The organism is Arthrobacter sp. 18067 (genome assembly GCF_902706295.1).
In the GTDB taxonomy this organism is placed as follows: domain Bacteria; phylum Actinomycetota; class Actinomycetes; order Actinomycetales; family Micrococcaceae; genus Arthrobacter.
In genome coordinates this window covers 35,930-58,022 of the sequence record NZ_CACSJJ010000005.1, presented here as the reverse complement: position 1 = coordinate 58,022, position 22,093 = coordinate 35,930, and the positions used below count along the sequence as shown (strand labels likewise).

General features: G+C 58.6%; 20 protein-coding genes and 1 pseudogene. 5 read left to right on the top strand and 16 right to left on the bottom strand.

Features of this window, described 5'->3' with window-relative positions:
* Nucleotides 1-90: 90 nt before the first annotated feature.
* Both GVL04_RS06630 and GVL04_RS24935 read left to right on the top strand, forming a co-directional pair.
* The gene (locus tag GVL04_RS06630) at nt 91-3,885 is read left to right on the top strand and encodes a hypothetical protein (RefSeq protein ID WP_159701423.1); all 3,795 of its coding nucleotides are present in this window, start codon (nt 91-93) and stop codon (nt 3,883-3,885) included.
* 309 nt (nt 3,886-4,194) lie between these two features.
* Nucleotides 4,195-5,046 (top strand): annotated as a pseudogene (locus GVL04_RS24935) (aminotransferase class I/II-fold pyridoxal phosphate-dependent enzyme); the annotation flags it as partial.
* A 441-nt stretch (nt 5,047-5,487) separates the two neighbouring features.
* On the opposite strand, the gene GVL04_RS06620 reads toward GVL04_RS24935, so the two are convergent.
* From GVL04_RS06620 to GVL04_RS06555, 14 genes are all read right to left on the bottom strand, one after another.
* On the bottom strand, nt 5,488-6,387 hold the full coding sequence (locus tag GVL04_RS06620) for a hypothetical protein (RefSeq protein ID WP_159701417.1): 900 nt from the start codon (nt 6,385-6,387) through the stop codon (nt 5,488-5,490).
* Between the two features lie 106 nt (nt 6,388-6,493).
* The gene (locus GVL04_RS06615; protein ID WP_159701414.1) at nt 6,494-6,655 is read right to left on the bottom strand and encodes a hypothetical protein; all 162 of its coding nucleotides are present in this window, start codon (nt 6,653-6,655) and stop codon (nt 6,494-6,496) included.
* A 718-nt stretch (nt 6,656-7,373) separates the two neighbouring features.
* Nucleotides 7,374-7,877, bottom strand: a complete 504-nt coding sequence (locus GVL04_RS06610) for a hypothetical protein (protein WP_159701411.1) — start codon at nt 7,875-7,877, stop codon at nt 7,374-7,376.
* 464 nt (nt 7,878-8,341) lie between these two features.
* Entirely contained in the window at nt 8,342-8,803 is a 462-nt protein-coding gene (locus tag GVL04_RS06605) for a hypothetical protein (RefSeq protein ID WP_159701408.1), read from the bottom strand.
* A 146-nt stretch (nt 8,804-8,949) separates the two neighbouring features.
* Nucleotides 8,950-10,311, bottom strand: a complete 1,362-nt coding sequence (locus tag GVL04_RS06600; protein ID WP_159701405.1) for an RNA-guided endonuclease TnpB family protein — start codon at nt 10,309-10,311, stop codon at nt 8,950-8,952.
* A 113-nt stretch (nt 10,312-10,424) separates the two neighbouring features.
* Nucleotides 10,425-10,790: a pilus assembly protein TadG-related protein gene (locus GVL04_RS06595; protein ID WP_159701402.1), complete on the bottom strand. Its 366-nt coding sequence runs from the start codon at nt 10,788-10,790 to the stop codon at nt 10,425-10,427.
* 65 nt (nt 10,791-10,855) lie between these two features.
* Nucleotides 10,856-11,290, bottom strand: a complete 435-nt coding sequence (locus tag GVL04_RS06590; protein WP_327785616.1) for a TadE/TadG family type IV pilus assembly protein — start codon at nt 11,288-11,290, stop codon at nt 10,856-10,858.
* Between the two features lie 2 nt (nt 11,291-11,292).
* A complete protein-coding gene (locus GVL04_RS06585; protein WP_159701396.1) occupies nt 11,293-11,670 on the bottom strand; it encodes a TadE family protein in 378 nt (125 codons plus the stop codon).
* A 35-nt stretch (nt 11,671-11,705) separates the two neighbouring features.
* Nucleotides 11,706-11,924, bottom strand: coding sequence for a hypothetical protein (locus GVL04_RS06580; RefSeq protein ID WP_159701393.1), 219 nt, complete (start codon nt 11,922-11,924; stop codon nt 11,706-11,708).
* Between the two features lie 64 nt (nt 11,925-11,988).
* Complete coding sequence (locus tag GVL04_RS06575; protein WP_159701390.1) at nt 11,989-12,855, bottom strand: TadC protein; 867 nt, start codon at nt 12,853-12,855, stop codon at nt 11,989-11,991.
* Nucleotides 12,855-13,727: a type II secretion system F family protein gene (locus GVL04_RS06570; protein ID WP_159701387.1), complete on the bottom strand. Its 873-nt coding sequence runs from the start codon at nt 13,725-13,727 to the stop codon at nt 12,855-12,857. Before GVL04_RS06570 ends, GVL04_RS06575 begins: the two co-directional genes overlap by 1 nt.
* On the bottom strand, nt 13,724-15,304 hold the full coding sequence (locus GVL04_RS06565) for a CpaF family protein (protein ID WP_159701384.1): 1,581 nt from the start codon (nt 15,302-15,304) through the stop codon (nt 13,724-13,726). The genes GVL04_RS06570 and GVL04_RS06565 overlap by 4 nt, the downstream gene beginning before the upstream one ends.
* A complete protein-coding gene (locus GVL04_RS06560; protein ID WP_159701381.1) occupies nt 15,301-16,131 on the bottom strand; it encodes a hypothetical protein in 831 nt (276 codons plus the stop codon). Before GVL04_RS06560 ends, GVL04_RS06565 begins: the two co-directional genes overlap by 4 nt.
* 2 nt (nt 16,132-16,133) lie before the next feature.
* Complete coding sequence (locus GVL04_RS06555) at nt 16,134-16,712, bottom strand: SAF domain-containing protein (RefSeq protein WP_159701378.1); 579 nt, start codon at nt 16,710-16,712, stop codon at nt 16,134-16,136.
* Between the two features lie 240 nt (nt 16,713-16,952).
* Here GVL04_RS06555 and GVL04_RS06550 point away from each other — a divergent pair, with 240 nt between their 5' ends.
* The 3 genes from GVL04_RS06550 to GVL04_RS06540 all read left to right on the top strand — a co-directional run bounded on the left by GVL04_RS06550 (nt 16,953) and on the right by GVL04_RS06540 (nt 19,652).
* Nucleotides 16,953-17,267, top strand: a complete 315-nt coding sequence (locus GVL04_RS06550; protein ID WP_159701375.1) for a helix-turn-helix transcriptional regulator — start codon at nt 16,953-16,955, stop codon at nt 17,265-17,267.
* An 835-nt stretch (nt 17,268-18,102) separates the two neighbouring features.
* The gene (locus tag GVL04_RS06545) at nt 18,103-19,047 is read left to right on the top strand and encodes a ParA family protein (protein WP_159701372.1); all 945 of its coding nucleotides are present in this window, start codon (nt 18,103-18,105) and stop codon (nt 19,045-19,047) included.
* A 2-nt stretch (nt 19,048-19,049) separates the two neighbouring features.
* A complete protein-coding gene (locus tag GVL04_RS06540; protein WP_159701369.1) occupies nt 19,050-19,652 on the top strand; it encodes a hypothetical protein in 603 nt (200 codons plus the stop codon).
* Between the two features lie 61 nt (nt 19,653-19,713).
* On the opposite strand, the gene GVL04_RS06535 is transcribed toward GVL04_RS06540, so the two are convergent.
* Both GVL04_RS06535 and GVL04_RS06530 read right to left on the bottom strand, forming a co-directional pair.
* Nucleotides 19,714-20,637: a replication protein RepA gene (locus GVL04_RS06535; protein WP_159701366.1), complete on the bottom strand. Its 924-nt coding sequence runs from the start codon at nt 20,635-20,637 to the stop codon at nt 19,714-19,716.
* A gap of 450 nt (nt 20,638-21,087) precedes the next feature.
* A complete protein-coding gene (locus tag GVL04_RS06530) occupies nt 21,088-21,855 on the bottom strand; it encodes a hypothetical protein (protein WP_159701363.1) in 768 nt (255 codons plus the stop codon).
* Nucleotides 21,856-22,093: the final 238 nt, after the last annotated feature.

Here is a 22,093-nt window from a genome sequence, read left to right as displayed (position 1 = left end):
CAATCGCTGCTGCACGTTCAGCTCATTCGGGCAGAGCGCCTGTGCGGTTGCCGTCAAGAAATGAGGCATTTGCCAAATAGGATTCTTGGCATGGACACCTCTGTTGCTCAGACCGTTTCCGAGAGCGAAGACACGGAAGACCCTGAGCATGTAGCCGAATCTCCCACCAAGGAGCCAGTAACTTCGGCAACTGGAGACTCTTCGACAGGGTTACTTCTCTTGGCGCCTGGGTATGACGAGGCGCAGCACGGCGCTTACGTCCGCCATCTGAAGAATGCCCTTGAGGGCGAGGACTCGGGCCGGATCCGCAACATCGCCTTGACGGGTGGTTACGGCAGCGGAAAGAGCAGCATCTTGGAGGCCTTAGACGGCGGTGAACCAGCGCGAAAGGCTTCCTGGAAACTGTGGGAAAAGCAAAGTCCTCAGAACAGGATCATCAGCCTTGCGCTATCGACTTTGGGCGACGAGCCCTCCAACGAGGAAACGCCCCCGGTCTCTAAGACCAACCGGATCCAAAAGGAACTGGTGAAGCAGCTCCTCTATCGTGAGGAGAAAGTTCCCGGTTCCCGATACCGGCGCATTGGGTCCTTCCAGTGGCGGCGAGAGCTCGGTGCAGCATTAATGGGCTCAGCAGTCTTGGTCGTTCTGGGATATATCACCCGTTTCACTGATAGATGGATCAACTTCGCTGGCACCTTACCTGCCGGGCGGCTGGGGATGCACTTGGCACTTTTTGTGTTCGTCGCCTTGGTGTTCTTCGGGGTGAGACGGGTTTTCCATAACCGCCTCTGGGTCGATAAGTTCGTCGCGGGCCCGGCGACCATCTCCTTATCGAACACAGCCGGCAGCTACTTCGATGAGTACCTGGACGAAATCGTCCACTTTTTCCAAGCTACGAAGTACGACGTCGTGATCTTCGAAGACATTGACCGTTTCGAGGATCCGCACATCTTCCAAACACTTCGGGAACTGAACACCATCCTGAACAACTCAACGCAGCTCGATCGGAACATCCGGTTCATTTACGCCATCAAAGACAGCATCTTTGAGCAGCTCGGCACCGAGGGGGCTGGGTCTTCAAAGAATGAGGGCACAGCTCAGACCTTTGACGCCGCCAAAGCGGAAACCGAGCGGGCGAACCGGACGAAGTTCTTTGACATCGTCATACCGGTGGTCCCCTTCATCACGCACCGCAGTTCCCGCGACCACCTGACAGACATGCTCGAAAAGTCCGGTTTCGAGATCTCACGGGACCTGACCAACTTGGTTGCACGGCACATCGTGGACATGCGTCTTCTCAAAAACATCCATAACGAGTTCGCAGTCTTCCGGGAGCAATTGCTGCTGCCCACAGATCGGCTGGAGGGGCTGAACGCCGATTCCCTGTTCGCCATGGTTGTCTACAAGAACATCCATCTTTCCGATTTTGAGCGGATTAAGGCTGGCACCAGCCAGTTGGATGAACTCTATGCTGCCAGCCGGGCCCTGGTAGAGGAGAACGTGGCCAACCTGGACGAGGAAGCCGAAGATATCCGCGCCAAGCGCTCCCGCCAAGCATCCGCAGAGTCGATGGCAGAATCTCTGGGCGAGGCCTTGGAGCGATACTTCGAGCGCACTTTCCGGCATCAGAACCAGAATATGAGCGAACCGTACGACATGGTCACATCCGTATCTTGGAAGTCGGGTGCCCTCCCCATCAGCACGGTCCGCACGCCTGATTTCTGGCGGAAATACACCGAAACAAGGGAAACCCTCGCCGTCACAGCCCGGGGAAGGCATAATGCCTTCTTCACCTTCGAGGACGTAAGCGAGGCACTAGGTGAGGACCTGTCCCCCGGTCAATGGGAAAAGCACAACCGCTTCAAGCTCGACATGCGCTTCAAAACCATCGAGCATACCCGCAACGTGCTGATGAGCGCTGATATGGCCAAACTCATCCAGCACCCTGAGCTCAAGCTTGACCGGCGAAGCAAGGAATGGGCTTTCAATGAAATTTGCAACGAGCTCCTGGAATCACGTTTGGCAGTTGACCTAGTCGCCCACGGCTATATCGACAGGAACTTTGCCCTCTACACTTCACACTTCCAGGGAGTTCACATCAGCCTGCAGGCAATGAACTTCATCATCCATCATGTACACCCCAACACCCTGGGCATCTACTACGAGCTTTCGAAGCCGGAAGACATAGAAGCGGTACTCAGCGATGCCGCCGCTAACCTGGGTGAACGAAGCATGTACAGCCTGAGTATCCTCGACTACCTCCTTGAAAAAGGCGACTCCCGATGCGACCCCATTGTTCGCAATCTTGCCGCCGCATCTGGCCAAGACGAGCGAAAATTCTTGCAGGTTTACCTAAGAGGCGGAAAACACCCGGCCGCCCTTTGCCAACGGATGGCCCCCAACGCACCCGACATCTTTCAGCGGATCTTCAAGCTGCATGCGACAACTGCTGTGAAAGCTACGTTGATCAACGCGGCCCTGTCCGGGACAGAAAAGTACATCGACTACAACCTTGATGGACTCCAACCGTTCATAGAGGAAAACTACACCTCAATGAACGTCTTCACGACAGAAGACGAATCCGCTGAACCGACCAATGCGCTGGTGAAGATCATGGTCTCCCTTGGAATATCGTTCCCCACCATCACGACCCTGAACAAGAACTTCAAGCAGCTCGCTGTAGAACACAGCCTCTATGACGTAACAAGAACCAACCTGCGAGTTGCACTTGATGGACAGACGAATCTGGCACTGAATGCCATCAAAGACAGCGACGTCACCGTCTACAACCACGTCCTAAACAACGCCACCAAGTACGCACAACTCATAGCCAACACCAACCCACCCGCATACACGATCAGCTCTGCGGACCGGTTCGTTGAAATCCTTGAGGAAGCCCTGGCAGTAGATGGCACATCGGCTAAAGCTCTGATTCCTGGTGCATCACCGGACTGTCGCATCATCAGTCTCGAAAACGTCAGCAGCGGCCTGTGGCCAACACTCGCGACCCAAGCTCGGTTCATTCCGTCTTTCGCCAATCTCAAAAACTACTGCGACACTGTCGGTGTCGTCGATGAGGCTCTGGCTACCCTCCTCAACGCCTCAGACAAAATTCAGGACTACGAAGAAGAAACGGAAGACGACAAAGAGGCGCTCGCCGTCACCATCCTCAACGCGAAGGAAACCCTCTTGGAGCCAGAAGCCAAGAGTCGTCTGGTCCGAGGCCTCGAGCTCGAAGACTATATCTCCATCGCACAAGTCCAGGTTGCCGAGGGCCAACTTCTTGGTGTGCTGATCCGGGACCAGATCGTTGTAGATGCGGTCACATCGTTTGACTCCGCTGTGGGCCTCGCCTGGGACACGCGAGAGTTCGCAATCCGTCAGTCAAAAAACTTTCCCAAGTACATGAGTCCCGCGCACCTACCTTCAAGGGACCTTGGACCTCTGATGACAAGCGACACAGTACCTGAGCACGTTAAAACGGCGGTGATACGACGCCTGCCCGAATTCGCTCCGGGGGCAGGCCGATCCGCCCTTACGGAGGTAGCTAGCTACGCGCACAGCAACCACATAGAACTTGACGAAGCGTCCCTCCGGGTCCTTGCAGCCGGGAAAGCTGACCCGATCACATTCATCGACGTGTTGGAACCGGCTTTGACGACCCTGGGCACTGCCGTGGTGACGGAATTCCTGGAGCTCATGGGTGCCCCGTACAGGAAGCTAACCGAATTCGGAGGACCAGTCAGGCTTCCCCGTACCACTTCCCATCGAGTCCTAGCTTCCTATGTCGAGAAGTTTGGGCGCGCCAGCTCGGACAACTGGGACAAGACGCAAGGCAAGCGTGACTTCCAGGTATTCATGAAGAGAAGGCCGGCGAAAGTTTAGGACCGCTTCCGGGTTTCGACAGGGCGACGGTTTAGGTGCACTGAGTCAGATAGCGATGAGACGGCTCCCGGCATACCGTACTTTTGAGTCCATGCTCAGCTAGCTAGTATCCGAGGCGGGGCTGGATCCGATGATCTTTCCGTCCGCCGACGAAGCCCGCGAGCTTTGAGTTTCGTGTGCCCTCCTGACCTTCCCGTGGTCAGTGGTGAGTTCCCGACAAGAAGCACGTGCTCCGAAATCTCGGTGCTGCTGGTATAACGGCCTTTGTTCTCCTGCGTAGGTGCCTGACCGACTAGCCTTGATTTCTTCCTCAGACCCGACGACGTGGTGATCGTCGATGCCTACGCCTACCCGACAGCTGTGAGCCTCCTTCGGGGCGCCGGAGTTCGTGTCGTCGGAGCACCCATTTCTGAGGACGGGACAACGAATGTTGAAGGGATGTACCGTCGAGCCCTGCAGCTCGGGGCGGCAATGGTCGTCGTAATGTCCACGTGCAATGCAGCCACCGGGCACAGTCTGTCAAAAGGCGATCGGGGGGCTCTGGCGCAACTTGCGGAACAGGGCGTCACTGTCGTGGACGACCGTGCACTAGCTGACTTCCACCCTTCTCCATCGCCGCACGCCATCGGACGGCTCTCTCACAGCCCAAATATCGTCGCCGTGGGCTCATTAACAAACTCTATTGGGGTGGACTACGCCTGGGATGGGTCCGCGTCCATGAATCTCTCGTCGGATCGCTGGTGCGGGCTAAAGGCAGAATCGACTCAGGATCCTCCATCCCGGCCCAACTGGTCCTTGCCAGATTTGCTTCGGCAGCACCGTGAGGTTGCAAACGTGCGCAGAGCATTTCTTGAGGCTGCACGCCACCAGGCGGCGGAGTTCATCCAAAAGTCATTTGAAGACTGGCGGGTCGAAGGCGCCAATGTTGGTCCATCAATGTGGATCCGGCTGCCCTTGGCAGACGCTGCGTCTTTTGTAAGGTTTGCATACGCTCGGAACGTCTTGGTCGGGTACGGCGGGGACTTCCGTTCGGACGGGCGCCCATCCCGTCACATACGGCTCTCTCTCACCGCGGGCGCCCACGTGGTTCTACCAAGCCTCTCTCGGCTCAGTATCCTTTGGGAGGAGTACAAGCTTCAGGAGAACGATCACTCCGGGTAGCCCGCACTGGCTGGCTCCCGCATAGATTGGTGACTCAAAGAAGTCTGTCCTCATCAGGGCAACGTACCCTGGAACCGAATCAACTCGTCGACGGCACCCATCCCGGCGATAATGGCAACCTCGCTCTCGCTTCCAAAGTAGTCGCCGCTTTTCATAGCTGAGTTCAGTGGATAGTCTCCTCAACCTGAATGTTCCTCGTGTCTCGATGAGGAGCTCCGCATGGAATTAGTCCTCGCAGCGGGTTACTGTCCTGTCCGCCGGCTTTACAGCTGCGTCTTCATGGGTCGGAGCCTGCGCAACGGCCGGCAAGACAACACCACCACGTGTCGCGTCCGAAATAGGTGAATCCGCTCAAGCGGCCACCCTCGGTGATCCTCTATCTGGCCGTTTTCCATGTATGTTCACAGGAAACCTGTCGCGGCGATCATTGGAAACCGCCCTTTACTTGAGTGGCGGTAGGACGTCGATTTTCGCGATCTCTTCGAGGCGAACATGGAGCCGATGCCTGCCCTTGCGCAGTCTGCCTTCAACGATGAGATGCCAGCCGGTGAGTTGGGTCGGGTCGGTCAGGTCCGTGAAGTATCCAAGCCATTCGCTTGCGACGACCGGCGGCAGCAGGACTGTCATGAGTTCTTCGCTGGGCTGTCCGGGGTTCAGGAAAAGGGTCCCATCCCCAGTGAGGGTTGGGCGTGCAATGACCCCCCAAAACGCCATGAGGGGCGCCTCACCGGTGGCCCGCAGCATTGTGTGTTGATCGGTTGCGTCCTCGAACCGGCAGAAGTAGTCCGTCGCCAGGACGTCCCGTCCCCGGCCCGGGACCGTGATTCTGAAGTTCGGGGCCGGGTAGTTCTCACTGTTGCGCAGTTTTTTCAGTTGGGTGGCGAGGCCGGATGTGCGCTGCTGGTTGGTGGGGTTGGAGGTTTCCAGGACGTAGGCTCGACGGCTCCTTCCCGTCGGTCCGGCAGTTCCGCCCTCGTCTTCGATGACGCCGGTCACTGACATTTTTCGTGGGCGGTCGTAGCGGATGGTCAGCTCCGTGCCGTCGTTGTAGACGGCGTCGACCTCGGCGGCGTCTTCCGGTTCGTCTGTTTCGGTTGGGATGGTGCGCGTGCGGAAGTCGCATTCGGGTGTGTGATGCCGGGATCCGAACGCTGGGGATCCGTTGTTGCGTGCTGGGCTGCGGAAGTATGCGATGGCCTGGCATCCGTTGCCGATGCACACCCAGGCTTTGTTTCGCTTAGTCCATTTGGCGAACCATTCATCGTCGTGGAGGGCCTTCTGCGCCCAGAAATCGGCAGCGTCCCATTCCTGCCCGTCGATCAGGCTCTTGGCACTCTCCATAAATGAATTCCCCCAAAGTCTTGCGGACCTGGTCCTTTGGCCGTGGCCCGGCACATTTGAACTTGTTCTCGTGGGCTTGCCGAACTTCCCTGGCTGTCCACGGGCCCTAGCCCGCGAGCAGGTACAGCGAAGCGGCTCCCACTGCACCAGCGCCCACAAGGCCCAGTCCGAGCTCTCGCCGGGCTTCAGAGGAGGTGAGAAGTCGCCAGCCACCTATGAGTGACAGCGCGGACGCGGCACAAACCAGAACAATCAGGATCGTCGTCATGGGGTCCTCTCAGGGGCGGGCTCGGTTAGCGAGCTGGAAGTAGCGGTCCACGTGCGCTTGAGAAAAGCCCGGGACCAGCTGTTGCAGTACTTCAGAGCAGCGGCGGTGGATCAGTGGGAATTCAGCGGCCTTCCCCAAGGATCTAAGGTGCTGTGGCCGCATCCCAAAGTGGTGCTGCAGTTGGTTAGGCAGCGCGTACCCCTCATGGTCATACAGGGGCGTGCCATCGTCCCACGTCATATACTTACGGGCCGCCCCTGATTCCACCGAGGAAGCATCGAAGTCATCCGGCTCCACAGCTAGGACGTTTGCGGACCTGCACCGGAAAGAAACACCTACTGGGTAGTCAGGATCATGAGAGGGCTTGCCTTGGGGGAAGACTCTGTAGAGCGCGGAATCCAGCCCCAGGGTCAGATGCCTGACTGCGAAATCGAACGCCAGATCACGGTCTGTCGTGACGTACACGTAGTCAGGCCGATAATCGCGGAAGCGCTTCTTCGATCCCGTTATCCCAGCGAGCACCGAACCGTACCCTGGGACCTGCACTCCAGGCACGAGCACCTCACCGACCGCCCTTCCGGCCGTACCACCATGCCAGTACGTGACAGTTTCCGCCCGTGTTCCCTGGTTCCGCAGACGTTTACTTTTCCCCAACGCTCTTCTCTCCATGGTCACTTATCCGTTGCTGTCAGACCTCAAAACCAACTTCGCGCTTCGCTCAGCGCTTTACATTGACGGCCTGCAACTCGCCGATCCTCGCCTGCATCTGGCCTTGAGTCGTGGTAGCGATCGCACCACTGGCGCCTCCTGTAGCAGTCCAGGACACTTCCCAGTTGGACGTCGCGGTAATCGTATACGGCTGTACACCGTTAGAAGGCGACATCGTCGCGTACCGGTACCCGCAGGTGGGACTGTCCGTATTGCCGTTGCCCTCGAGGTAAACAGTGCCAGGGTTCGCGCAAACCACGGTCTGCCCATCCCCCATCGAATAGGCAACGTTGGCCACCCGTGCAGTGGCTGTCACCGTCACACCGCCAAGCGTTGCCGTCTTCTCGTAAGGACCCCATGCAAGGGCGTCACCCTGGTTCTTGACCCACAGCCACACGGGCAGACCTACTGCGCCCTTGCCTGATTCCTCAGTGGTCGACCCGATCTCAACACCCTTCAACTGGAAAGTCTTGATCAGAGCGGCAGCCGCCTGTCCCGGGGTAAGCGTGTTCATCCCTGGCGGCGGAGTCGTCAACCACCGAGGAGCCGAAACCGAAGTGACACACGGCAAGCCACCCCCACCAGCAGGAGCAGCCTTACACGGCGGATCCACACACACGTACCAGGCACCATCACCAGCAGTGTCACCGGCAGGCGGAGCAGCCTGAGGATCCTGCAACTTCATGTAGCAACCGCGATCAGGCTGATATGCCCCACGCTCAGGATCACTACAAGGAATCTCATTCTCCTTAGTAGCCTCCGCACCCTGGCGGAAACACGACGTCGGCCCCGGAGTAAACCCGGTCACTGGATCCGCAACCACGACAGTTCCCCCACCAGGCGTCCCCGGCGTCGGAGGAGGCGTTACAGAGCAAGTCCCCAGATTGCACCGAACACCATCTGCAAAAGCTGCTGGCACCGAAACAAATGGAACGATTACTGCAATGAGTGCGACCGTCAAGGCGGTCAGAAATTTTTTCAGCATGAGACGACCGCCCCCGTTGGCAAGATGTAGTTGCTGACCGTCCACTTGCTGGCCGCCGGGTCGTAGGTCACTTCGATGTTTTCCGCTGCCCTCATCACGTCCCCTTTGTTGCCCGGTGTTCCATCAGCATTCAGAGGTTTACTGCCGCTGATGTCGTTACATACCGTGAGCCCAACAAACCCGTTCTTGATCGTGGCACCCCCCGGAGGCGTCGCATCAGATGCGTAGGACTGAGTTACAGACACGGCCCGGCTTCCCCCTACGCTCACACCTTTTGCTAGAACCTGAGCAGCTGCATCGTGGACATAAGTCCGTGCCGCCCCCGTTGAGACAGCATCGACTCTCTCCGGGTTCTTTCCACCGTCATTGAGAATCTGGTCCGTGATCGCCCAGTACTCCTTGGTGACAGCCGTCGCGGCGGCAATAGCTTCAGCAGAGTCCTTCGGCGCGGCCACGGTTGCCGCTGCGCTGGCGGTAGGTGACGTGGATGTAGGTGTCTCGCTGCTTGTAACGGTCGCCGATGGAGTGGGCGAAGGTTGCGTGCAGCCGGTGAGGAGCAAGACGCCAACCGTAAGGGCTGCGAGGCCAATCGAAGGGGCGCTCAAACTCTTGGTTTGCATATGGATCTGTTCCTCTCTCGTGGGTCGCTCAATAACGGCGCTGACCCGGTTCCTTTTCCTTTGACATCCTCCCCGAACTGAAAGTCGGGGATTCTCGGCTGCATCGCGGCCGATTGGTTGACGCTGCCAGCGTGAACCGCTGGACCTCTACGTCCTGACGCCCCGTGCCCCGGGGCCAGTGTTGCTAATCCGCGATCAAGGATGACTGCGGCTGCATTGAAGTCGGCATGCGCCTCGTGACCACAGGCTATGCACTCAAAGACCGCTTGGCTCTCACGGTTCCCAGGTGCACAGTGCCCGCAAACGGCGCATGTTCGACTTGTGTTCTTCGGATCCACCCGGACCACGGCCCCGTCGGGCATCTTGTGTCCGAGCCGGTCTAAAAGCCGGCCCCAGCAGGAAGCCAATATCGCCTTGTTGAGCGCGGCCTTCGCTCGTGCCCCGTTGGGAAGGAACGCGCCCGGGTTATCTGTGTCTAGGTCAGGCTTCGATTGCGGGCGCCTAACCATATTGCGGATCCGGAGGTCTTCAACGGCAACGAATTCATAGGCAAACGCGAGGGTTGTGGTTGTCTGCTCTACCCAATTTCCGCGGCGTTGCTCCAGACGAGTCCGCAGTACGCCCATCCTGTCGAGTGTCCGCCCACGACGGTTGGACCCCTTGGGTTGCCGGGCCAGCTGCTTCTGGAGGGCGAGGAACCTCAATTGCTCATTGTCCGTCAAGGCGGGCGCTTGGAGCATCTTTCCGTCCGAGGTGGCGAGTGTGTTCTTCACACCCCGGTCTATTCCGACGACAGCATTTGTTCGGGCTTCTATCTTCGCGGCAGGCGGCGTCGTGAAGGCGATGTGCCAGTGGCCGTTGCGAAGGGTGACCCGAGCACTGGTTGCGGCTTTGATGCAGTACCAGGGCCGGGACACACGAAACCGGACCTTCCCGATCTTCGGGACGTTCACCACTCCCCACTTCCGGTTGAGCCGTTTCACAGCCAGGTCTCGGACGACGAATGACCCCTCGCGGTCGTTGCGACGCTTGAATGATGGATACTTCGCCCGACCAGAGAAGAAGGCCTGGAATGCACGCTCCAAGTCTCGCAGTGCGGCCTGCTGCACACTGGAAGAGCCGGCGCGAAGCCAGTCGAGTTCCCCGCGCAGCTCAGCGAGCTCCCGCATCTGCGTCAGCGTGGAAACCTTCGGTAACGACAGCTCACCCCGCAGATGCTTGTCACGCCTCCACAGCGAACGCTGCTCCAGCCCGATGTTGTAGACAAAACGATGATGGTGGCAGTGTTCGACCAAAACCGCCCTCTGGTCCGGGCATGGATAGAGGCGCTGCCGGATACTCACGAGGCCAACGCTAGTAGAAGGGTCCGACACTCTCGGAGCATCGTTCCCGGTGGTACAGGTGCGGCATCGGAGGGGACGACCGGAGTTTTGAAGTGCTTCTGCTGCATGACTGTTCACGGCCCGCTCAGTAACTGCGCCGACCCGGTCCCTTTTCCATGGAGGGTGCCGACGAAGAGTGATAGGAATTTTGGCTTGTATTCCTTTTGCGCGGTGACGGTAATTGTCTGGCCGCTGACCTCAACGGAACCAGATACGCCTGCAGCTGCCAGATACTTGTTCGCGGCGGCGATGGATTGGCCTGCTGAGATGTTGACCGCCCCGCTGCTTGGGAGCTTGGCGTTTACGCCCCCGTTGGCTCCGGCTCGTGCGGCGCCTTGGGCGATCGTTGTTGCTTGTTCAGTTGCTTGGAATTGCCCTGCGCTGTCCACGACGAGGCCGACGACCAGGATCAGGACGGGGACCAGCAGTACAAATGCCACGGCGGCGTCGCCCCTTTCCTTGGCCGTCCGAAGCGTCTTCCTGATTCGAATAATCAAGTGGTTTCTCATCTCTGCCGGAAGGCATCCACGGGGGACGACGCAGCACTGGTTAGGGTTTTGGTTCCAGGGATCCCGGGGATCCCGATGTCGCTGAGATTGGCCTGGCATGTCACCGTGGCTTTCACGGTTCCTACTTCTCCCAGGGGCACGCGAAGCCCGGAGGTATCAATGTCCACATTCAGGCTGGAGCAGGTCACTCCTTGCTGGGTCATAACTCGCAGAGCAGCTTCGGACGCATTGGCCCGGGCCCCTGCCTCCGTGCGGGCCAGAGAAGCGTCACGGGCAGCAGCCGCTGCCGAGCTTTCCACAACATTCCCTGCCACGGATACCCTCCCCGCGAAGATCAAGAACCCAATTACCAAGACGATGGCGGGAGCGATGATCACGAAGGACACCGAGGAGCTCCCCTCCTCGGATCGTCTAAGCAATTCACGGATCATCTTCACCGGTTCACCCATCGTTCTGTAGGTCCGGACACTGTCTGTGTCACTGAGGGGCCGCCCCACCCTGGAACAATGGTCGGGGCGCTTCCCGTGACGGTGACACTGACTTGGTCGGCTGTACGGCTGACCGATACGGAGGCCCCTTTGAGAGAGCCGCCGTGGTTTGCAATGACTTGGCTTCCGGCAGCTTGTCCGCTACCGGATGAGCCGTTGCTGACCCGTGCATCGTTGTAGGCGGCGGCCGCCGCCGCGTGGGCGACGTTCTGGGCTTGGTACCACAGGGATCCCTGGATGATGCCGAAGAAGATCAAGAGCACAACCGGGATGATGAGAACGAATTCCACGGGCGCGCTGCCGCGTTCTCTGCCTTCGGTCATGTGGTTTCTCGTCTTCTTCAAGGGTTGGTTTCGTTCTACTGGAGTTGGGCAGTCTTTGACTGGACGAAGGCGGTGACGGCGGCAATGACGATAGCTGCGATTGCGATTACGCCGATCAGAATCAGCACCCACCCGGCCGCACCGTCGCCTGCTTCAGCCCGAAGGCGTAGGCGGCCGAAGCGTTCTGCTGCTTCTTCACGCAACCCGTTGATGAGGATTCGGGCCAGAAGGTAGATCTTGATTACGGTGTTCACTGTTGCTCCCTAAATTGTTGGTTGTTGAGTTCGTATCCTTGGCCTTCATTCGAAGGGGCCAGCGTTACATGATTTTGAGAATGAGCGGTGTCATAAGAACGCCGCCGAAGATGAGGGCCAGTACCGAAATCAGGATGGTGACCCTTTCGGAGGCCTTGTTTGCTCGTGTGTGTTCTTCGTTGAGCATCTTGACTCGCAGGCCTTGTCCTGAGGATCGGAGCGCCTCGTATACGGATGCTCCGTCGTCTCCAGAGAGGCGGACGATCTTCGCTGCCTCCCCCAGTTCCGGCACGGAGATGTCCTTGGATAGAGCAACCAATGCGTCCCACGGCTGAGTGTGGTCGTACCGGGACCGTGTTAGTTCCTGATTGATTCGGATGAAGGGCCAGGCTTTGCCGATGGCTGCAGCATTTTCCAAGGCAATTGCCGGCGGCTTACCGCTGCGGCGTTCAGCAGCGACGAGCTCCAAGTAGACCGCTACACACCGAACGAACTCCTTGCGGGCCGCAGCAGCCTTGTCTTTGAGGAAGATGTCCGGAAGGAACCAGGCCGTAGCCGCTGCAACGAGCCCGAATACGGCAGGGATCGCGAAGGGCAGAATGCCTAGTATTTGGACGTAGAGTCCCATGAGGATCATCGAAGTGAATCCACCTACGGCCCACAGGGCCTTGGTGTAGATGAACTTATGGACAGTCGTGCCCACAAGGGCCAAGTCCATTTCGGGAATGCTAAACCCTGGAATGGCTGGCAGCCGCTGGATAACCCATGATGCGACGCGCGTTTCGAGGGTGCGACGACCACCGTCAGTCGCAGCAGTGGTTGTTCCCAAACGGTCCAGGGCAGCACTCAGTTTGGGCCGGGAAGGAAAGGCCTGGGCGACCACCAGAGATACGGCGAGGCCTATCAACGCACCGCCAACAAAGATAATCATCAGGACCTCCTTCCGGTGTTCACAAGCATTCGCGGTATTGGTCGGGCGGCGACCACTTGTTTCATGGCCACGAGGATCAGCGCGATAATGCCGAGCCATCCGGCAAACATGATCTGGCCAATGGGGGATTTGTATGGTTCGGAGAACGCTGACATAAACGGGATGGCCAGCAGCAGCCCGATTGTCAGGCCGGTAACGACCCTGGCGTTCCATCGCGGCTTGGAGCGGTCCGATGTGACCTGTCGGCGTACCCGGACTTCCTCGAAGACGGTTTGAGCCAAGTCATTGAGGGCGTTTACAAGCCCTTGCCCGCGCTGCTTGGCGGCGAGCATCAAATTCATGACCACCAAATCGCCCGTTGGATCATTTAGGTCGTCGGCGAAGGCCTGGAGGGCGTCCATCGTCGGCCAGCGACCCTCCAACCTAGCCACCAGTCTGGACACATCTCGGTAGATTTCGGGTTTGGCGTTGGACAGGGACGAAGTCAGGGCCCGTTCTAGTGGGGTGCCGGTAACAATCAACCCGGACAAGCTTCTCGTCCAAGTTTCGATGGCCTCCAGCTTGTCGGTTTGGGTCTTTTCACCTTGGTCCGAGAAAATTGCGGGCATTCCCAGGATGGCTAATGGGATGGCGACGATGAAGATTACCCAGCCTGTAGCGAACCAGAACACAACGCCGGTGACAGCTCCCACTAACAGGAGGATGCGTGTCCTGCGGGAAACTCCTGTCCTCATTCTCTGGAGGCGAATCTGAAGCCGTCCTGGCGCCTTCGTTGCTGTGTTCTCCGGAGATGGAACCAAGGTCAGCAAGGCAGCAAAGATCCCGCCGAGTCCCAGGACTACGCCCAGTGCTGTGAGGATTGCCGGGGTCATTGCTGGCCTTCCCTGAACCGGGACACATCAAGTCCTGCCCGGATGAGGTCCTGCAGCAATCTTTCGTTGGACGGCAGCCGGCGGAAATGTGCTTGCCGGTCCCCCGGGTCCAGACGGAAGACATCCTGTGTTGCAACGCCGCGCTCCCCTTCTGCCGGGAGCACTTCGCTGATGTGGGTCACACGTCGCACGGCGTTTCCGTCTTGATCGACGCCCTTGCCCATCTGAATCACAAAGTCGATGTGCCGGCCGAGCTGCTCCATCATGTAGGACTTTCCGTAGCGCTCGATGCCGAGCCCTGCGAGGCGGTCAATGCAGTCATCTGGCCCGTCCGCGTGGGTGGTGCTCATGGTTCCGGCGCCGGCCTGCATTGCGTGGATCATGGAGACGATTTCCGGACCGCGAACTTCACCCACCATGATGCGGCGGGAATTGAGTCGCAGGGCTTTCTCCATGCACTTTTCGAGGGTGTACTCCCCGGGAGAATGACCGTAGGCGTCCCGCTCTCCACTGCCGGGGCGATATTGCAGCGCGAAGGGTGGCACGATGCGTCCGTGGAGCTGCTTCAGGTGAAGCTCTCGTTCTTTCTCGATGGTCACGATTTGTTCCATCGGTCCGATTTTCCCGGCCATGGCACGCATCAGGGTCGTCTTCCCGTCGCCGCCTTCACCCGATATCACTACCGTCTTTTTTGCCTTCACGATCATTTCGCATAGGTGGGCCATGTCATGGCTGAGCGTCCCGAATTCCACCAGCTGGTCAAGGCTGATGTTGATGTACCGGTGGATACGCAGAACCGCTGAGGGACGTTCCGCGATGGGCATCGCAACAGCCGCGAGGCGAACGTAGCCCAGCAAATCCATATCCAGGTCAGGCTGAGCTGAGGAGAACGGCCTGGCCTCATCGCCGTTGCGGTTGGCGAAGAACTGCAGGTCCTCCATCAATTGCTCGTCGGAGGATGCCACTGGCGCAACCTTGACCATTTCGCCGTCGCTGTATTCGACAAACACGAGGTCGTGGCCATGGATGTGGACGTTCTCTACTTTGGGGTCATCGAGCAGTTCCTGGTACCGTCCGAGTCGAAACATCTGGTCGAAGGTCGCCTTGATGACCTGTTGGCGATAGCTGTCCGACCACACGCTGCGCTGGCCGTCGGAACGGAGCTGCTCGGCCACGTGTTCAGAGACAACGTCGATGACGTGTTGCCGGCCCATCTCTTCGCGGGCTTCCTCGTTGAGTCCGTGCCGGCCTTCAAGGGATTGCACGTGGCGGTCTGCAGCTTTGCGTCGGAATTCGGCTACAGCAAGCCAGAAGGACTCATCCCCGATGGAGGGCTGCCCAACGTCGCGGATTTCATCTTCAAAGGCTGCGACTCGTCGATTGACCTCGTCCGCGGGGATGTCTGCCGTCGGGTTGGGTGGGCTCACCCGGGTACGACCTGCCCGACCAAGGTGGGCTCTGGCTGCGTCGGGAATTTGAAAAGGCGTAGCAGGTACATCGGGCTGGGTCGTTGAGTTGGACTGGAAGAAGGGAATTGCCGTCGGGTCAAAGCTGTGGGTGTCGTCGAAGTTATTCACGGACGTGCCTCCTCATGTTGGGAAGGACGGTTTCCCAAACGCTGTCCCCGGTCCCGGATCTGCGTGTCAGCGGCAGCCGCGAGTGCGACGAGGCCGGAGAGCAGGTCCGAGCGTTTGAAGGATCTGGGTTTGGGAGCTCCTTGGGAGAATACGGCGGCGGTTGTTGGGTCCCATCCGAGTTTGCCGACGGCGGGGGTTTTCAGGTTTTTCTCGATGTCACCGACGCCGTAGTTACCGACGACGGTTTTCCTCAGGATCAGGCCTAGGTAGTCTTCGTGTCCGACCCGGGTGAGTATCGCGCGTATTGAGGCCAACGGATCCACCAGGGCTGCAATGTCTGGCAGGACGGGGCATGCCTGCACGAGGACCGCGTCTGCCATTTGCAGGAGCGGTGTGCGGGCGTCTTCAGGGGTGTATCGTCCGGCGTCGATGATGACGTCGACGCCGCTGTCAGATTGTTGGGACAGCAGTACAGCCAAGTCTGACCAGAGTCCCACCATGTTTCGGGCTGCCGCTGAGTTCGAGATTGCGGAGAGTAAGTACTTTCCGGACGCTGGGTCTGCCCGGTTGGGATCTGCGGCGAGAGGGACCAGTTGATCCCACATCGCCTCGTTGGTGAGTCCGGCGTGTTGAGTCCGGACGGCTAGCGGCAGTAGGCCGCGGCTGTTGTCCAGTGCGCCCTGCATGTAGCCGGGGATTATGCTGCTGGGCTTTGTTGTGTCGGCTTCGACAAGGATGACTGGTCGGGGCCAGACTTCTGCAAGACCCAGCGCAGTCGTTGTTACTCCTGGTGAGCCGGTAACACTGCATAGGAAGATCGCTGCCATGTTTACTTCCCCGACTCGCTGTTTTGCAGGGGGTCCAGGATGAGACCCGCGTTGCCCGACGCTGACCAGGCAACGACCTCGGCTGCAGCATCGGTAGGGACGACGACATCGACGATGATCAAACCTTTGACATCGTCAGCTCGTGTGGAGTCGACAACTCCGGCCACGGGCGTTGCCTTGGTGTCGATCTGGCCGCCCTGTGTGGGGGTCCTGATGATTCGTACATGGTCGCCTGTTTGGAGCTGGCGTGAGGGGACCTGGGCAGTGGTCAGGCCTACACCGACAACGGAAGTGCCGTCCTTTATCCCGAGGTTGGGACCGACGTTGTTTTTGGTGATGAGGGAGCCTTTGGGCAGGTCTACCGTTGCTTGCTGACCGACGACGGTTCCGGATTGCTCGATTGGCACTGCGCCGTTGCCTGCATCAGATGCGATGTCGATGCTGGTCAGGTTTGCGGCGGTGATCTCCTGGCCTCTGACTAGGCCGTCTTTAGCAACGAGCACTGCCACTTGGTTGTTGGCCGATAGTCCGAAATATGTCACGAGGCCACCGACCAAAGCCAAGGCGATGCAAAGAGCCACAAGTGCTGGCCTCTTTCGTGCCAGCTTTGAGGGCGCGGAAAAAGCCGGGGGCTCCGGCGGCGCCGATTCGGTGCTGCTTGCCCTGCGGCTTGATCGAGTCTTAACGGTGCTCACCGGAGCGCCTCCTTGTGGCTTTGTGTGCCCATAGCTAGTCGATGGGGTAATCTGAACATATCCCAACTCAACAAGTCAAATGATGAGTTGGCGTGTTTGGTGTTTCGATGCGGCATGATTGAGGGCGTGGTTAAAGTGGTCGATGCGGGTCTAAGCGAGCAACTGGTAGAAGTTGCCGCCGTCTTCGGCACAACGACGCGCCTGGGAATCCTGGGATATCTCCGCAAGAACGGGCCGGCGCAGACGGGAACAATCGCTAAGGACCTCAACGTTTCCCGGACCACTGTTGCCGCAGCATTGGTTGCACTGGAAGAACTGGGTGTGATCATTGGCGACTCCCCCATGGACCAGCGGCACGGAAAACGAGTCATGTACAGTGCAGACGCTGCGCGAATTGACGCCCTACTGAAAGCGCTCAGAAGCGCACTGGATGTCACCTAACCCCCAACTTTCCCCAATGTTCCATTGTCGTACGAGCGACAAGCCGGATCCCCTGGCGGAACTCCACGGGTCGGTCGAATAGGGGCGCGCCCTCCCACACCTTTAGACACCTGACACTGCTTAGTGGCACGGAAGTGCACAACCTGTCGCCAAAGCCAGGATTTACCTCTCTGAATCACCATATTCCGTTTCCCCGAAAGTTCGTTGATTAGGCGGATCAACAGAGGTAGGTGGATCGGTGCCATGTTTTGCAATAACCAAGTAGATAAGGCGTGATGCTATGCGGTACGTCATACGTGTCGCCATGTTGGATCAACCGCGTTGCCCGCCGCGATCTACCCGGCGTTTAGCACCACCGACTTAAGGCCTCTGGAAACACAACGATTCTTACTACCCCTGCACAAACGACCACCTACAACGGCTCTTGATTGGGCGGGATCAACAGAGGTACGTGGATGGGTGCCATGTTTTGCAATAGTCAAGTAGATAAGGCGTTAAGCCATGCGGTACGTCATACGTGTCGCAATGTTGGTCCCATTGCGTTGCCAGTCGCAAGTCATCCAACGTTTTAGCCCGTTGCCTCAGATGCTGTAAGACCAACGTTCTCTACTACCTGAAAACACACGTCAAGAACTGCGTTTGAAACCGCAACTGCTCATACTGTCTGACACGCGGGACAAGCAGCTTTGCCCACTACTTAGGCAACAGCGGTTTAAAACGCTTTAGACAACGTTTGTTAAACCATGGGCGCGCCTACCTTGAAATTACGTCAGGGCCCGTAGGATCGCCTACACGATTGTCAGCAGTGCTCACCGCACAAACAGTAGGAGTTCCCATGTCCAACACGCTTTCAAAGGCCGTTACGTCCCCCGGAGGACGGGGGACGGCAGGGTACCTTGACCGGGTAGTGGTACTTGCCAGCGCCAAGGGCGGAGTAGGCAAGACCTCAATAGCCGCCAACGTCGCCGGTAAAGCAGCGGGGGACCTCAAGGTCCTGGTCATCGATTTGGATCCCAGGGGCAGTTTGCACCGCGATCTCGGCTACGAGAGGCAAGACGGCACGGCCCTTTTCAATGCCCTGGTACACCTTAAGCCGCTGCCGATCCTCAAGGACGTGCGCCCCAACTTGGATGTCGTACCCGGCGGGGCAGCGATGCAGGATATTGCCGGCATGCTGCTGGTCCGACAGATGTCCAACCCGGAGTCGGGCGAATTCGCAGACCTCCTCTACGCCGGCTTGTCACCAATTGCCGAGGACTATGACTTGATCATCGTGGACACTTCCCCCGGAGAGGCCAGCATCGTCCAGGGAGCCTTCACAGTCGCTTCCGCAGTGGTGATCCCCTCAAAATCCGATGGAGGCTCGACGGATGCCGTAGAGGGTGTAGCGGACCGCTTCAAAGCCGTGCGTGAGCGCAATCCACGCTTGGCCGTGGCGGGTGCGGTGCTCTTCGACGTGGGGTCGACCAGTCGGAAGATTGAACGGAACCTGCGCAAGGAGCTTTCGGAGCTCTTGGAGACAGCGGCGCCGGTGTTTGCTACACGTATTCGTCACTCCGAGGGAGCCGCTCGTGATGCTCGCGAGCACGGCAGGTTGATCCATGAGCTTGAGGGTGAGGTGGATCTGGCGAACAAGACGCGTTTTGCTGACTTCAAACGCGGGATCAAGCATTCGCCGAAGTTCCACACGTCGAATGCGTCGGGCCTGGCAGCCGACTATGAGAATTTGACCCAGGAGATTCTGATTCGGGTCAGCGAGCTTGAGGGAGAGGCCGAGTAGCCATGCCCGACGCGCAGAAGGGTTTTGGGGACATCTTTGCCCCTGTTAAAACACCATCGGCTGACAAGGCCAAGCTTCTGAGACCCCGTACCAGGCGTGAGTCGGGTGGGCCCAATATCAGCGTTGTCGCCGATCCTGTGGAATCGGCGGCCGCTCCGGAAACGCTTGTGGAGGCTGGCACTGAAGATGCTGCCGTGGTTCCGCAGCCTGCTCTGGCCGAGGTGGAAGAGGGCGTCGTTGCTTCTGAGCTGGTCATGGGGGCGGCTCGGAGCAAAGGAACCTACCTTCCTCCGGATCTGCTGGAGCTGGTCAAGGCCAGGACAAATGACGACGTCACCTATACGGATTTGTTGTTCGATGCGTTTGATGCCGTTGATTTCGAGGAGGTCCGGAAGCATTTCCGTCCTGAGTTGAGCGTAGGCCCGTCTGGAATTCATCGGAGGGTCCGGCGTAAGAGAGGGACGGGAAGCATTCAGATCCAGCTCCGCTTGGACAAGGTCCAGGAAAAGTGGATTTCTGACAAGGTTGCCTGGTCGGGGGCGCCGTCCCGAAGCGCGTTCGTTTCGTATGTCTTCGAGCTGTTCCTCCGCCCTGAAGAAGGTTGAGCCTAGAGCACGGAAAACTAATGGGTGGCGCGCCAGCACGGCGGCCACCCATTCTTTTTGCCTAGATGGCGCGGAGCTTCCGATCGGGGATGTGCTCAGCGGAGGGCAGGAGCCGGATCCCCGTTCCAGTGACGAGGATTTTGGCCTGCGGATACAGGACCAGGACCTCGCGGAGATTCTTTTCGAAGGCTGCCTTGAATTGACGCTTCACTTTGTAATCCGCGCCGAACTGGCCTGCCAGCTGACCCCAGGAGACCGTCGTGGGACGTTCAAGGTACTTCAGGCGGTACACCAGCCATGCGTAGAGATCGAGCCTCATAGGGGATCCAGAGAGGGCCCTGAGCGCTTCCGGGCGGAGCGGGACGGGCGCTTCAAGGACGGACCGGTAGAAGTCCTCGGACAGTGTGATCGTTGATCCCAGAATGTCGCTCGGCGCTTTGGCGGGATCTTTGGAGAACCACAGCTCGTATCGGCTCGCAACGTTGAAATTTGCCCCGGTGATACCCCAGCGGTCTCCGCTGGTTCTCAGGTCCTCAATGTTCATATTGGCTACAGCCAGGCGGTGTAACTGGTCCAGTGCTCTGGCCGAGGACGCTCCTGAAGAGTTCATTCCAAGGCTCCGAAGAAATTTCGACAAGGACGGCCCCAGGTGGAGTTGCCGGCTTCCGGTTCTGACAGCCTCAGTTGTCATCCAAGTCATGAGGTATCGCGGGATGACACCAAAGGGATACGCCGGACGGCGGGAACCGTCTTTGGCCGTGGTCATTCCGGGGCTGATGCTCAACGTGATGCTGTTATTGCGCCGGACCCATTCCGGGACAGGGCCGGGATCCCTGTAGGGCAGCGAAAGCTGGGCCCAGAGCCGTGCGGAATAGCTCAGGGGTTCAGAGCCGTCGGGAGAGAGCTCAAGACCCGCACCGACGTTCAGGAGCCGCAGCTCTCTTTCGCTGATCAAAGCAGCTGGCCCTTCCGCTGGCGTTGTCATGTACGTGGACCAACCTTTCTAGACGACAATCCTTGCGAGCAGGTGCCTGTAGCCGTCGTTTTGCCATCGCCTTCTGCTGGGTGGTTTTGGGTGTGGATAACGGAGGTTTTCCACGTGCATCTTGTGACGCAGGGGTTTTGACCCATTTCCGGTCCAGAGAAAACATGCGATTCCGCGTGTTTCCGCAGGTCAGGCCACGTGCATCTTGTGACGGTTTGTTAGTCGTGCATTAATAAACCGGAAGTTATCCACGTGCATCTTGTGACGCCTGACCTCGTGCATCTTGTGACGGCCATGCTCCGTTTTCCCGCGCCAGCACTGGGAAGCAGAGGGGTCCCCATATAGTGTTAAAAAACATGTAGCTCCCCATGTAGTGGTTCGAGCCCGGGTTGTGGATTTGTGGGAATCGCGAATCGCGGCCACTTTTAGGCCCCTCCGAACTTCCTGTTCCTAGAGGCATCCACGCTCAAGATTGTTCGCTGCCAGGGCTGTACGAAGCTTGGCCTTGATCAGGCTGGCGTAAGTCGTAAGGCTGTATCGGCCCAATCCCAGCTCCTCTGCGAGCGCGTATTTTTCTTCGCGTGTTGAGACTGTGAACCTGCCGAGGAGCTTTGCTTCTTCTTGGGTGAGGGTTCCTGTTTCGGTGGCCCAGAGGATGACTTTGAGGAGTTCTTCCAGGGGTGTGGCGGAGTGGATGACGTGTTCGTCGGTTTCGCGTTCAGCGGCGATGATGCGGTCGAGTTCGGAGTCTTCGTGTGCGTCGGGCAGGTTTGCTGGTGCGGGGTGGGTCAGGGTGATGATCTGGAGGGCGTTCATGGCCAGGTTGCCGACGACTTTTTCTGTCTTGTGCAGGGGGAAGGTGCGGATGGATTCCCACATGGCTCCGACGGCGACGCAGAGGGCGTCCTGGCTGGGCATGGCGATAAGTCCGCGGCAGTTGCGGCTGAGGTTCACGGCTTTGGCGAGCATGGCTTGGAGAAGGAGTCGTTCGGCGTCTTTGTTGCCTTCCTGGACTTCGGAGAGCATTCCCCAGTAGATCCCGTCGCGGTCCTGTATGCCGGCGGTGGTGAGCGTTGAGAGGGCTTGGACTCCCGTGATGTATCCAAGCGCGCCGTAGTGCTTGCGGGATGGGGCGATGACGGTGTCCCATTCGTGGTTCATCCGGCCGATAAGGCCGATGGTCCGGCGGGCGCGGGTTGTTGTTTCGTTGATGCTCATGAGGGCTCCTCGGGAGGTGGTTGGTGGTGGTACCAACCACGCTCCTCAGCAGCTCTGGACGAGCTTCTGGATCAGTTCCCTGCGCGCTGAACAGGCGGTGCTTTCGCGCGGTGTAAGGCCTTCTGGAATAAGTGGCCTTCGCGTAGGTGAGAGCTGGGTTCGCGCTTCTGGAACAGGGCCCAGCGAAAAGTTTTCAAAGTTTTTTTTTGCAAAGCCATCGATCCAGGCACCTACATGC

Excerpts from the sequence above, each read along its gene's own strand:
- GVL04_RS06630 (WP_159701423.1), top strand. The coding sequence starts at position 91 with ATGGACACCTCTGTTGCTCAGACCGTTTCCGAGAGCGAAGACACGGAA.
- GVL04_RS06620 (WP_159701417.1), bottom strand. The coding sequence starts at position 6,387 with ATGGAGAGTGCCAAGAGCCTGATCGACGGGCAGGAATGGGACGCTGCC.
- GVL04_RS06615 (WP_159701414.1), bottom strand. The coding sequence starts at position 6,655 with ATGACGACGATCCTGATTGTTCTGGTTTGTGCCGCGTCCGCGCTGTCA.
- GVL04_RS06610 (WP_159701411.1), bottom strand. The coding sequence starts at position 7,877 with ATGAACACGCTTACCCCGGGACAGGCGGCTGCCGCTCTGATCAAGACT.
- GVL04_RS06590 (WP_327785616.1), bottom strand. The coding sequence starts at position 11,290 with ATGATCCGTGAATTGCTTAGACGATCCGAGGAGGGGAGCTCCTCGGTG.
- GVL04_RS06585 (WP_159701396.1), bottom strand. The coding sequence starts at position 11,670 with ATGACCGAAGGCAGAGAACGCGGCAGCGCGCCCGTGGAATTCGTTCTC.
- GVL04_RS06575 (WP_159701390.1), bottom strand. The coding sequence starts at position 12,855 with ATGATTATCTTTGTTGGCGGTGCGTTGATAGGCCTCGCCGTATCTCTG.
- GVL04_RS06570 (WP_159701387.1), bottom strand. The coding sequence starts at position 13,727 with ATGACCCCGGCAATCCTCACAGCACTGGGCGTAGTCCTGGGACTCGGC.
- GVL04_RS06560 (WP_159701381.1), bottom strand. The coding sequence starts at position 16,131 with ATGGCAGCGATCTTCCTATGCAGTGTTACCGGCTCACCAGGAGTAACA.
- GVL04_RS06545 (WP_159701372.1), top strand. The coding sequence starts at position 18,103 with ATGTCCAACACGCTTTCAAAGGCCGTTACGTCCCCCGGAGGACGGGGG.
- GVL04_RS06540 (WP_159701369.1), top strand. The coding sequence starts at position 19,050 with ATGCCCGACGCGCAGAAGGGTTTTGGGGACATCTTTGCCCCTGTTAAA.
- GVL04_RS06535 (WP_159701366.1), bottom strand. The coding sequence starts at position 20,637 with ATGACAACGCCAGCGGAAGGGCCAGCTGCTTTGATCAGCGAAAGAGAG.
- GVL04_RS06530 (WP_159701363.1), bottom strand. The coding sequence starts at position 21,855 with ATGAGCATCAACGAAACAACAACCCGCGCCCGCCGGACCATCGGCCTT.